9 protein-coding genes are annotated in these 12,632 nt (G+C 50.1%); 6 read left to right on the forward strand and 3 right to left on the reverse strand.

Annotation, left to right across the window (positions count from 1 at the left end):
- Positions 1 to 281 precede the first annotated feature (281 nt).
- Complete coding sequence (locus DBR44_RS09525) at positions 282 to 1,136, reverse strand: hypothetical protein (protein WP_124643827.1); 855 nt, start codon at positions 1,134 to 1,136, stop codon at positions 282 to 284.
- A gap of 360 nt (positions 1,137 to 1,496) precedes the next feature.
- Here DBR44_RS09525 and DBR44_RS09530 point away from each other — a divergent pair, with 360 nt between their 5' ends.
- From DBR44_RS09530 to DBR44_RS09555, 6 genes are all read left to right on the forward strand, one after another.
- A complete protein-coding gene (locus tag DBR44_RS09530; protein WP_124643828.1) occupies positions 1,497 to 1,676 on the forward strand; it encodes an AlpA family transcriptional regulator in 180 nt (59 codons plus the stop codon).
- A gap of 311 nt (positions 1,677 to 1,987) precedes the next feature.
- The gene (locus DBR44_RS09535) at positions 1,988 to 2,653 is read left to right on the forward strand and encodes an inovirus Gp2 family protein (RefSeq protein ID WP_124644027.1); all 666 of its coding nucleotides are present in this window, start codon (positions 1,988 to 1,990) and stop codon (positions 2,651 to 2,653) included.
- Between the two features lie 122 nt (positions 2,654 to 2,775).
- Positions 2,776 to 4,554 carry an SIR2 family protein gene (locus DBR44_RS09540; protein WP_124643829.1) on the forward strand — a complete coding sequence of 593 codons (1,779 nt, stop codon included), beginning with the start codon at positions 2,776 to 2,778 and terminating at the stop codon, positions 4,552 to 4,554.
- A 30-nt stretch (positions 4,555 to 4,584) separates the two neighbouring features.
- Positions 4,585 to 7,881 carry an ATP-binding protein gene (locus DBR44_RS09545; protein WP_124643830.1) on the forward strand — a complete coding sequence of 1,099 codons (3,297 nt, stop codon included), beginning with the start codon at positions 4,585 to 4,587 and terminating at the stop codon, positions 7,879 to 7,881.
- A 258-nt stretch (positions 7,882 to 8,139) separates the two neighbouring features.
- Positions 8,140 to 9,240 (forward strand): nucleoid-associated protein, encoded by a 1,101-nt coding sequence (locus tag DBR44_RS09550; protein ID WP_124643831.1) that lies wholly within the window; start codon positions 8,140 to 8,142, stop codon positions 9,238 to 9,240.
- Entirely contained in the window at positions 9,240 to 10,232 is a 993-nt protein-coding gene (locus tag DBR44_RS09555; RefSeq protein ID WP_124643832.1) for a GTP pyrophosphokinase family protein, read from the forward strand. The genes DBR44_RS09550 and DBR44_RS09555 overlap by 1 nt, the downstream gene beginning before the upstream one ends.
- Before the next feature lie 275 nt (positions 10,233 to 10,507).
- Here the strand turns inward: DBR44_RS09555 and DBR44_RS09560 are convergent, their stop codons facing one another.
- Positions 10,508 to 11,407 carry an SMEK domain-containing protein gene (locus DBR44_RS09560; protein ID WP_124643833.1) on the reverse strand — a complete coding sequence of 300 codons (900 nt, stop codon included), beginning with the start codon at positions 11,405 to 11,407 and terminating at the stop codon, positions 10,508 to 10,510.
- Positions 11,408 to 11,505: 98 nt separating this feature from the next.
- Entirely contained in the window at positions 11,506 to 12,585 is a 1,080-nt protein-coding gene (locus DBR44_RS09565) for a hypothetical protein (RefSeq protein WP_124643834.1), read from the reverse strand.
- Positions 12,586 to 12,632 lie beyond the last annotated feature (47 nt).

Consider the following 12,632-nt stretch of genomic DNA (forward strand, 5'->3'; position numbering starts at 1 on the left):
TTCGTCTGTCCTGCATAAAAACCTGCATTAAACTTCTCTCCTAAACTGAGCATTTTCTGATGACGGCCGTTTTGCTCAACTTGATGCGTAGCCTGTTTCCAAGATATGGCAGGTAGTGAGTGGGCCCAACGGCGCTGCTACCAATGCCTGGTTGAGCGTTCTGTGTGTCTTATCCAGTTTGAATCTAATTGATCCAGCTCCGCTTCCTTGGCGGTGATATCGCTTGGCAAGCTGGAGTGGCAATAGTCATTCCAGCTTGCCAACATTGTTGAATATTATCCTTAATCCAATAAGATGCTTCTTTTACGAATTTTTTCTGAGATGTATGTTTCTTTTTCAGCCTCTGCTTTTATTAATACCTCTATGATTTCTGCCCTGGTTAGATCATATTTCTTTGACAATCCGTCAAGAAGGTAAACTGTATTTTCAGAAAGAACAAAGTTATATTGTTTTTTGCCGATCATGTTTTGACGGTACTTGCGTTGGCGCCACGCTACTTTAATTTTTTCAATTGATAATTCTATCCAATCTTCATTTGGAGCTATTTGCTCGAAGAGCTGAATAAGGTCAGGGATGCTTCTTACTGCAGGTCCGTGCTGGATTTGATAATGGGTGTGGTCTCTTATCCATGTCCAAGCGAATTGACATCTTTCATCATCTTCTTCATCATTTTTAAACCAATCAAAAATGCGATCTTTTTCTTGCTGTATATTCCATGCGCTTTTTGCACTTTCAATTATGTTAAGTTTTGATCTGTTGTCAGTGTTGAGTGCATCAATTAAAGATATAACCCGATTTCTCCCTGTTAAAAGTGTTGGCATTAAATTTTTGTTGTAATTTAACATGCTACAGAAATATCCAGTAAGCCATTTTACTTGCCTTTCATCATCGGTTATCCAGGTTAAATATACATCTGGAAGAAAACCGTTATTTGCATAGTTTACGGCGGCGGTTTTAAATTGCGGCTCGCTTTCAAGTATATCGGCCATTTTTTTTCTTATTTTGGGGCCGTATTCATCGCTATTCAATCTCGGGTTTAGGATGTTTAGGAAAATCCATAGCCAGTTTTCAAATCGGCTATTGGTTTTATCTCCGCCAAAAATTTGCGCTAACTTATCATCTCTAGTTATTGACATTGCATATCTCTAGTATATCTCTAGTAGTTACCTAGATCATTTAGTGATTAATTTAAAGTGTTTTATTGAAGAGTTCAATATACTTAATAGTATATTCTTAGTAGTAAAATTTTAGCAATATCTAATTTTTACTTGGCTTGTATGCAGGTAGACACTTTTCGTTCTCGAAACAGAGCTGGGTTTTTGAGCCTTCCTCTTGTTCTTTGCCACGATTGCTCAGAGAGTTCTTGTGGGGGGCTTGAGACACCTTCAGTTTTCTTGCTAGTCGCGACGATATAGGTCTTGGGCTGTTATGTGATGTGAGTCGAAAAAATACAACGGTTGCACATGTTCTGGACTAATACGCAAGGTAACCAAAGCATGAAAATTTTAAGACTTAATGCAGTCATGGAAATGACTGGGCTGCCGCGATCGACTATCTATCTATACATGAAGCAGAAAGTATTTCCTTCGCAGGTAAAGCTGGGGGTGCGTTCGGTGGGATGGCTGGAAGATGAAATTAGCAGTTGGATTGAAGAGCGGAAATGTGGACGGGCCTGATTGGCCCGTTTTTTATCTCTACGTTCTGATATTTTTGCAGAGTGAAATGGTGGGGGTGGAGAAGGGTTTTCTGGTGGGTTCCTGATAGATGATGCATCTTTCCCCAAAGCTTTTTGTAATTTTATTTCTAGGTAGTAGATGTATTAAAGGCTGAAGCTAGTATGAATTGCAGTCTCAGGTTATGTGATTGCATTTATCCAGCTGTGGATGGTGTGGCATGTTAGCTAATAAGCTAGAAATTAGATGAAAATATTTACTAGATTGCAAGGTGTTAGCAACCTACTTGCTTGGACTTGATTTTTGAGGTGCTTATGAGTACTAGACTTAGAAATCCGTATAATACTAATCAAAAATTATTTGAAGAGAACTGGTTTAATGGCTTGCCGGTGTACTTGAGGCGAGGTCCGCTGGTGTTGGAATATCTGGAGAAGCTGTATCAAGTAATACATATGGCTTTTTCAAGTAGCTCCCGTGTATTTGCTTTTCGTGTGGAATTACGGTTCCCGGAAGGAACTGCTTGCGATGTGGCTGCGTTAAGCAACCATGTCTTGGTTAAGTTTATTGCCTCTTTCCGGGAGAAGATCAGCTACAACCGTAGCTGTGCTACTGCTCTTGATCCGTATGCGCATGAGGCAATGCTGCGCTATGTGTGGGCGAGGGAAGTAGGGGAGTGCGGGAGTGTGCATTACCATTTGCTGATCATGCTGAATGGTCATGCGTTCCATACCCTGGGTGATTTCAACTCTGAGCAGTCCAACAACTACCACCGAGTACATGAGGCTTGGGCAAGCGCGTTGGGCTTGAGTAGGGGGGAGGTGAGTGGATTGGTGCACTTTCCTCAGAATGCCGTGTATCGGGTCAATAGAGGGGATCAGGTAGGTCTGGAGCAGTTGTTTTATCGTGCTAGCTACCTGTGTAAGGCTGATACCAAGGTCTTTGGCAATGGATGGCATGGATTTGGAGCAAGCAGGGGGTAGTTGCGGTATGCGAAGGGGAGGGCTGATGGCAGCGGGTATGGGTAAATGTTTATGTCATGTATATTCCGTTTGTAGCAACACAATGGACAAGGTCAGCAACGCTGACCAAGACATAACAAGCCATGACATTATTGAAAGACGATCCGCTTACCCCTCTGGCCTTCTCCGTCAACGAAAACAAGGGGGTTTTTGCTGTTTTGCTGGGCTCAGGCCTGTCGCGCACAGCGGGTATTCCAACTGGCTGGGAAATCACTTTGGATCTGGTGCGCCGCGTGGCAGCGGCCCAAGGCATCACAGAACAATCCGACTGGGCTGCCTGGTATCGGGGCAAGACCGGCCAGGAGCCGAATTATTCCGACTTGCTGGAGGAAATTGCTAGCTCGCCGGATGAGCGCAGGGCGATATTGCATCGCTACATCGAACCCGATGCACAGGATCGTGACGAGGGCCGCAAAGTGCCGACCAAGGCGCATCACGCCATTGCGCAACTGGTCCGTTCCGGCCACATCCGGGTCATTGTCACGACCAACTTTGACCGCCTGATGGAAAACGCGCTCCGCGAGCAAGGCATCGAACCGACGGTGGTTGCTTCGGCAGATGCCCTGGCAGGAGCAGAACCATTGACCCACAGCCGCTGTTATCTGCTCAAGCTGCACGGTGATTACAAGGATGCCCGCATTCTGAATACCGACCAGGAGCTGAGTGCCTACCCGGAAAGCTATAACAGGCTGCTGGACCGCATCCTGGATGAGCATGGCCTGATTATCTGCGGCTGGTCTGGCGAATGGGACCACGCGCTGCGCGCCGCCTTTCTGCGCGCGCCCAATCGGCGCTATCCGATGTATTGGGCCGCCCGAGGTACCTTGGGTGACGGTGCCCAGGAATTGGCAGTACACCGCGCGGCCAAAACCATTCCGATTGCCGGGGCCGACGAATTCTTTCAGACCCTGCAGCAACGAGTAGAAACGCTTGAGCAAAGCCAACGCCAAAACCCGCAGAGCATCGACTTGTTGGTCAACAGCACCAAGCGCTATTTGGCGAAGTCGGAATATCGCATTCAGCTGGATGAGCTGTTTGCGCAAGAAACCGAACGCGTGATGCAGCAGCTGGATAGTGGCCAATTCCCGCCACATAGTTCATGGAATCAAGCTGAATTTCGGTCCCGCGTACAGCGCTATGAAGCCCTGGCAGAGCCTTTGGCACGCATGGCCGGCGTGCTCGGTCGATGGGGGGATGGTAGTGAGTTGCCCATGGTACTGGACATTCTCAGAGGTCTGTATCTGCAAGCCGAAAAGGTCGGAAATGGTCTGTCTATCTGGCTGGAGCTGCGTTCCTATCCGGCTGTGTTGGTCTTCACCTCCTATGGGGTTGCCCTGGCGCGCTCACAGCGCTGGCAGACACTGCATGCGCTGCTGAGTGCAACCTGGCCCCGGGAGTACGGCAATCCCAAGCGGGTAGTCTCCACCCTGTTCTTGAGCGAGTGGAAAGGAGAAAGGCGAGATCTATGGAATCAACTCGAAGGGCTTGCTCAGCGCAAAACACCGCTCAGTGATCATCTACTGGAGGTCATGACGAACTGGCGTTCCAGCTTCGCGGGTGTATCCGCCGAATTTGAATTGGTCTTCGAGCGTTTCGAGCTGCTCGCCGCATTGGCCTATCTGGAAGAGAGCAGTGTGGAGACCCTGGAACAAGCGGCAGCGAGCCATAGCGGCATATTCGCACGCATGCCTGTAGGGCGTCTTGGCTGGCATGAAGCATCGGCCACCCTGCTGACCCAAGAGCTTCAAGCCGAAGCCAACGTCTGCGCTTTGCTGCAGGCTGGTTTCGCACACAACAGCCGGCGCTTTCTGGAGCTCTACATTGAAAACTTCAACCGCTATGCCAACCATATGTCATGGTGACGGCATGCGAAAGCATCTGATGAACCGGAGATGGATGAAGGGAATGAAGGTTTGACCGAAGAAGAAAAGATCGTCCGGTATTGGCATGCGGTGGAGTTGCTGCAACCCCAATCAGCCCCCAAGCTGGAAAAACGCAGCAACCCTTATGCTGCCTATTTGCATGACATACCGATTCAAGCTCCCATTCTGCCTTGGGAGGATAGAAGCCAGCTTGCTCAACAGGAATTGCCCAAGCATCGCATCTGGAGCCACACGCTCTACGCCCAGTTGTATGACAATAAATTGGTCGCAGAAGAGCTCCTGAAGCGGTACGGTGCGGATCAGGGTTATAAAGAGCCACAATCGCAGATTTCCGCGGTATTCGCCGCCAAATTCACCATGGCCGGCCACCTGGTCGAGAATAGTTTTGTCCTGTCGAGTGAGGCGTGGTTTCTGGGGCGTGTGCTGACTGGTCAAGATTGGACCCAGGGATTCGAAGACGCTCAAAAAGCCGCCGCCGACCAAGTCAAATCCTGGCTGACGGGCCAAGTGTCTGGCCCGACTCTGGATGCACTGACTGAATGGATTTTGCAATTTCTCGGCGTGGCAAACTTTTTTCCAGCTACGCGACTCCCTAAGTTTCGCTTCCGCTCGCAACCGATCAATCCCAGAAAACCAGTAACAGAAAACGATCCGCTCAACAGTTTTCTGCTCGACGACCTGGTCCATGTCGCTGATAACATCGGTCAAGGGGTGAGCAGCAAGCCGTTGGAACAATACCTGTCCCGACACGACTCGCAGTCACGGTTGCATGTGGACGATGACGGTGCATCCTGGTCGCTGATTGAGCGCCTGCTGCCGGATGGCTATGCCAATAGCTGTTGGCCCACCGAGCAGCATCGCGGATTGGTGCATTCTCAGCAGTTGGCAGTCAACACCATCTTGTCCACCCTCGCCGACAGTGAAGGGCTGCTGGGGGTCAATGGTCCGCCAGGCACTGGCAAGACGACGCTGTTGCGTGACTTGATCGCGGCCATCGTCACCCGCCGGGCCGATGTGCTTGCCAGCTTGCCCCGTGCATCAGATGGATTTGTCAGTGACGGACGCGAAGTCGCCAATGATGGCGGCAAGCAATTGACCAGCTACAAGCTCAATCCGGCACTGTACGGCTTTGAGATCGTGGTCGCCTCGTCCAATAACGGTGCAGTAGAAAACGTTACACTCGAATTGCCACAACGGGACAAGATCGATGAGAGCTGGCTGCCCGATGCCGAGTATTTTGCTGAACTGGGTGAGTTGGTGTCCGGCAAACCCGCTTGGGGGCTGATTTCTGGTGCGCTGGGCAGCAAAGCCAGACGCACCCAGTTCGTGGAGCGCTATTTCGATGGCCAGCGTCCTTTTGTCGGCAAAGACCAAGAGGTTGAGGATGATGACGATTGCGATGATGGGGCGGACGAGGATCTTGCAAGTGTACGAGAGGCTCCGCCTGCCGATCTGACCGACGTGCTGGATGATGGCAACCTTCATGATGAGTCTCCAGCCCAGCAGTCAAAACCACAAGGATTCTCGGATTGGCTCGACACCTATATCGAGCGCAACAAAACACTGTCACCGGCAGAACGTCAGGTATTGTGGAAGCAGGCGGTTGCTGAATATGAAGCCGTCAAGGCCAAGGCCGAGCAAGCAAGTGCCGATGCCTGTTCTATCCGAGAGCAGGTCCAAACCCTCTGTGAAATCCTGGCGAAGCTTGAGGCTCAGTCTCAGGCACTTGGTAAGCATGAGCAAGACCTGGCCGATACAGAAAGCCAGCTTGCCCACTTGGATGCGATGGAAAGCCGTCCTGCTCATACTGCGCTCAAGTGTAGTCTGCAGGCGCTGGAACAGCATCAGGCAGACAAGCCTAGTTTCTGGCGCAAACTGATCAGTCTGTGGGGTGCACAGCGCAGCTGGGATGCCAAGCTGACCTTGCTGGAAGGCCAGCGCGCGTTGGCCGAGGCGGAGCTTGCCCAGTTGGCACGCAAGATCAAGCAACTTGAGGAAGCCCGAGAGCGCTTGGCGCAGCAGCTTACGGATGCCCGTGCAAAGTTGGCGCAGCTTCAGGACCAGGTCCAAACGCAGGTTCAGAATGCAACCCAGCTGGCAATCGCCCACCAGGCCCAGCACCTGCTGGTTTGGTTGCAAACTGGCAATATTGGCCGAGGTGAGGCCATTGAGCTGGCCGAACCCTGGCGCATTCCCGGCTGGCGGCGGGCGCGGGCACATGTGTTCATCCAGGCACTCAAGCTCCACCGCACATTCTTCGAATTGGAGGCTGCGCGAATCAAAGCCAATCTGAAACTGATCAACAGCCTGTTGACGGGGCCGCGCATGTACGGTCTTTCTCGTCATGCGATCCGCTCAGCCTGGGCTTCGTTGTTCATGGTGGTTCCCGTCCTGAGCAGTACCTTCGCCTCCTTCTCCCGCTCATTCAGCTCGCTGGGAGTCGGTGAGATCGGCTGGCTACTGGTGGATGAAGCCGGCCAGGCACCGCCTCAAGCTGCCGTCGGGGCCTTGTGGCGCGCCCGGCGGGCCTTGCTGGTAGGTGATCCACTCCAGCTCAAACCCATCGTCAAAGTGTCCGATGCGGTACTGGAACACATGCGTACCCATTACCGTGTCGATGCTCATTGGCTCCCGAACCGGCAGTCTGCGCAGACGCTGGCGGACGAAGTTACGCCGTGGGGCCGCATGGCCGGACCGATCGGTAACAAGGCCTGGGTTGGACTGCCCCTGCTGGTTCATCGCCGCTGCGACCGACCAATGTATGCACTTGCCAATCGCATTGCCTATGACGATGTGATGGTCTACGGCACTCTGGCACCCCGTGCCGACAAGGAAACACCAGCCAGTTTGCTGACGGGCTGGATCGATGCCCGAGGTCCATCCGAAGGAAACTGGATACCTGCCGAAGGCGTGATGTTGCGAGAACTGCAGGCGCGCTTGCTCAAGGATGGGGTGAAGGCCAACGACATTTCCGTCATCACCCCATTCACTGCTGTGCGTGACCACCTCAGTCGCATCGTGAAAAAGAAGATGACATACGGCACCATCCATACCATGCAGGGCAAGGAAGCGGCTGTCGTGATCATGGTTCTGGGCGGAAATACAGATGGCCCAGGAGCCCGAGATTGGGCGGTATCGGAGCCGAACCTCCTGAATGTAGCCGCGACACGGGCCAAGCGACGCTTCTATGTGATCGGTGACCGTAGCGACTGGCAGAACCGGGCCTTGTTCTGCGATGTAATGGATTTGCTGCCATCCCAGGAAATTCCGGCAACCGAGCTGGAGCCGATGCCGTCTCCGCAATAACGATAAATAGGGCTTTAAACAACTGCTTTGGTCAACCTGCTGCCCTCTCTACGTTGTGGCAGATCGTCGGCCTGAGCAGACGGCCATGCCGATGTGCTAGTATGGCTACTTTCGGCAAGTTGCGGACGTTTACTCGTCACTCAGTGCCACCATTCGAGCGGTCGGTCCCCTCCGTTACCTACCGGGTATCGCTGCCTATATTTTGAGCATATGGCTTAGTATGCGATCCCACATGAGGGGGTTATAAAGGGAGAACACATGTCGGCACCTGAAGTAGTTCAAGTACCTCAATTTCGGTTTGAAGGATTGATGATACAACGCATTATCGTCCACCGCATCTACACGAAAGTGGCTGGTAAGGAACCTCTCGACCCCAAGACGAGCAATCACCTTGTCAAGCTTGCTCAGCCAGCAATTGACGCGTTGCAACTTCGGATCACAAAGGCCCTTGGAAACAAGTCTCACGGTATTGAGATGTCGATCCATGATGTAACTGCAGAAAGTTTTTTTCAGACTGCTGCATCAATGCTCCATGCTGATGAGGCAAGCTTCATCAAGACATCGAAGGAGCTTGCAATAAATCTGCACAAAGCCCAACTGACTACTAACACTCCGGGAGGGATGCTTGCCATCATCGCCGGGCGTGTGGGCGATGATGCTTTACCTTTTATTGCGGCGATCAAGGCAGAAACGCAAGATGGTTTCAAGGCAAATGAGAAAGATGACCAAGTTGATATGGAGTACATTGCCGAACTACTCCTGACAGATACACAACGGTTCTACAAAATCGGTCTCTTGACTGAACATATCAGTAAACCTGCAGGAGCTGAGGGTTATCAGGCAGGCAACTATCGTTCGTTTTTGTTCGATCACCTGATGACAGCGACTGAAACTCGCCCAGCAGCAGCGTACTTCTACCGTGTTTTCCTGGGGATGGATATCCAAGCTTCATCGAAAAAATTAACCGAAGACTTCTTCGAATACACACGCGACTTTATCAAAACTGCTCCGCTTGACGACAATGCCAAGCTTGATCTTCATGAAGCCCTGAGAACGGAACTTCGCAGTCAAGAAGCCACCATCAGTGCGGGCGGCTTTGGTGCAAAGCATCTGCCAGCAGAGCTTCGCAAGGAATATGAAGACTATATGACTGCTAAAGGTTTTCCTGCAAATGCGATTAATAAGGACACAGACTACATACACGCAAAACTGAGAAAGCGTCGGAGGTTCGTATTTACTAACGGGGTTTGGATTTCAACTCCACCAGAAAAAACCGATGATTTCCTACAGATCGAACCTGCAGATGATGCAGGCATCACTGTTGTGAAGATCAAAGGGGCCTTCCAAGAGCAGCAGTAATGGACACAGAAGCTTTCCGTAAATATCTAGAGGAAAACCACTTGGGATATGCCAAGTGGGGTACCTATGTTACGGAAAAAATCAACAGCGCCTTGATTGAAAAGCTGGGGGAAGATAAAGCCCCCATGCTTGTGAAAATTCCGGCCGCTCCTCGGGTCAAAGAGATAGCTTCAGCTCTTGGTAAGGTCGGTCGCAAGGGGTACACCGACCCCGTCACTCAGATGACCGACCTTGTCGGTGTTCGATTCGTTGTATTGCTTTCAGAACAAATTGACTTGATCTGTGATGTTGTTCGGCAAGAACCGTCTTGGTTAGCGGAAGTATCCAAGGACTATCAAGATGAGATCGAACAGAACCCTAAGATTTTTGACTATCAATCCCAGCACTTCGAGATAAGACCCAAGGCCAATTTCGAAATCGATGGCAGTGCCATCACGACGGACATGTGCTGTGAAGTCCAAGTTAGAACACTGCTACAGCACGCATATGCAGAACTAGTTCACGACAGCATCTACAAACCGGTTGGGCCAGTTCCTCACAAAGCAGAGCGTCAGGTTGCCAAAAGCATGGCGCTGATGGAGACAACCGACGAGCTTTTCTGCAATACGATGAAACTGCTCACGGATGCAAACCAACCGAGAAATCAGCTGTTGGATGACCTCACCGCACTCTATCGTGAAAAAATCGGAGGCCAATTTCTGAAGGCTGATGAGAAGACAAACTATGCAGTGCTTGATGAGTATAGGGAGGTGTTTAGGGACGGTCTCTCCGCTGACATTGGTAGCTTTATTGAGAGGAAAAAATACATCCCTATCAAAACGGCCGATCGTGCTCCAACCAATCCCTTCTACGCACAACCAATCTTACTGTTTGTTTATTGGATGGTTAGTGAGATGGACCCTGATGAAGTAAAGCGGCGTTGGCCATTGCCGGGCTATCTGCGAGAGCTTGAAATGATATTTAGCGACCTAGACCGCAAACCAAACTTCTAAGCAGCCATGCGTTATTCAGAGTGAAAGTGACCGCTAAGGTCGAACTGCCGCTGGCTAGGTTGAAGGGCTGTCTGTTGGTCGGCAACATCGGACATTCGACAGGTAAGTGTGGAGCGATAGGTTTACACGGAATTCAGTACACGTCCATTTCACGTGTCAATGATAATCTTGTAGAGATCCTTCACATCAATAGTGTTCTTTATCTGCTTTGGAGGCTGCACGATAGCTCCTAGTGAGGCCTAACGTAGAGCTAACCGGCGAGGTTGAGAGCCATGTTAGAAACCTTTTGGGCTGATCTCGATGTCGATCTGGTTCAATTTGGCAATCTCGGACGATTTTTTAGAAATCTGTACTTTTAATTCATCAATCTTCATCATTCCGGCGTAATCAATCGCCACGAAGTCACCATGACCAATTTTTGACTTATTCACGATCGCTTGAATTTCAGAGACAGCGTCCATTACATCTCGGAGAAATTTAATCATGGATTGATCATCGAAGTCAGATATTGACTTTGCCCGTTCTTTTCCTCGGATGGCCCCCTTGGCAATCAATTCGGATATTTCTCGGAGTCCTTGGGTCATGTCGGTGATATTGCCTTCACATGACATCATATGCTTGATTGCGTTGCGATTAATGGTATTAAGAATGATTTCAAGAGAGTCCTTATCATTCCATGGATGCAGTGACGAATAATCTTGATGTCGCCGCACAGCGTTTAGCATGTTTTGTATTTTATCCTCATCCGCCTTGTCGCAAAGTTCACCAATAAAATAGCTCGGGTCAATGACTTTGCAGTAGTTTGGGACCGGATGTTTTGATGACTTACAGAAGCCGAAAATATAAAGAGTCGAGTAGCTATCTTTCAGGCTAACGCCGGCGTCGTTTTTTGTCTCGAAGGCTTGGACTGTCTTGTCGATCTTTGCCGGACTTGCATTCGACGTAACTTGAACGGCAATCATTTTTTTGTCGTCCGCCAAGTCAATTGCAGGAAAATTAACCCTTAGCTGATTCTTGTTCACTAACTCTCCGATACTGAGTGCGCGAAACATATGAATGGATAATGCCTCAAGCATCCGCTCCATGTCATGAAAGCCAGCCTTTTGGCGTTGGACAATGTAGGTTTGAAGCAGCGCGATATCTGCTTGCAAGTTTCTGATGAGTGCATCAATCACGGTAAACTCTACCTGGTTTCTAACGTTTGAGTTAACTGGCTTGCTCTGGTGCAGCCACGCCGGAGCAAGTACGGTTGAACGATGGATTAGGCTTCATTCTAGAGAACGTCACTGAATTCCTGTGCGTAGATCACAACAGTGTTTTCATCTTCTGCTACCGCGTTCTTGGTATACAAATCCGTCAATTCAGAGTATGTCAGGTAACGCGATCCGATCTTACCCTTGTTAAATAGTTGTTCAAACATCTCACTGGATAACGATATATCCCGCATCGTCTTGTATTCGAGTTGCGGCTTCCCTCGCTCACTCATCGTGCAGGCATCACTAATTCTGCAAAGCGGCAGATGTTCGCCAGTTGACACGAAGCTTTGGTCAGGACGTTGCAATTTATCAGTTGGCCGCAAGAACGCGGTACAACATGGGAACCGGAAAGGGTTGGTGGTATCGTCAGGCTTGCAGATATCGTCGTTGCAAGTAAACGCCCGTAGTCGATCAATTTGACCTAGCATCCTAGGCTCAGTCATAAGCATCGTCTTGTTTTCCCAGATTTTGTACTGAACAACGACTATGCTGGCTTTTTCTTCCGAGGGCAGATGGCGTTCATAGATGATATCAGCACCCGTTACGTGCTCCGGCTTATCTGGATGAAGGACGCGAATTCTAAGAATACTCGAATCCGGAAGCTCGAAATCCCTGAATGACTTACCTGATCTTAATGCCGGAACTGTCCTGGCCACCGATAGAGCATCCCTAAAAATTAGCTGATTCTCGGTATGTGGCACTGGGTTAAGCTCAGCCTCCGCAGAGACTAGAATTCCTAGGCGTCGCTTGAGTTGATCGGTCTTTGCACGTTCGTTCTTGTTCGACTTCGATATCTCCAGCAGATCCTTCAACTCAGCAATGTCCGACTGCAGTAGAGACAAGGCCGTGACTTCCTTGGCTTGCTTGATGGACTTGAGTTGCGCCTTCTGCCGATACTCCTTGACAGTGTCACTTTGGCGTTCACGGCGCAATATGCTGGAATCTGCACCAAGCAAAGCTGGGTAAAGCTCTCCTCCAAACTCAAGTGCATTGTCGTAGGTTGCCTTAGCAAGATCTCCGTTTGCGGCAATCTTGACCATTCCTCGCACGGCGTTGAGGGTTACCCATTCTGCGTCAATTCGATTGTTGTTCTGCATTTGGTTGGTGAGATCAGTAGATTGAATGAGAAGCCTAGCGTGAAATA

This window comes from Aquitalea sp. FJL05, assembly GCF_003852595.1.
In the GTDB taxonomy this organism is placed as follows: domain Bacteria; phylum Pseudomonadota; class Gammaproteobacteria; order Burkholderiales; family Chromobacteriaceae; genus Aquitalea; species Aquitalea aquatilis.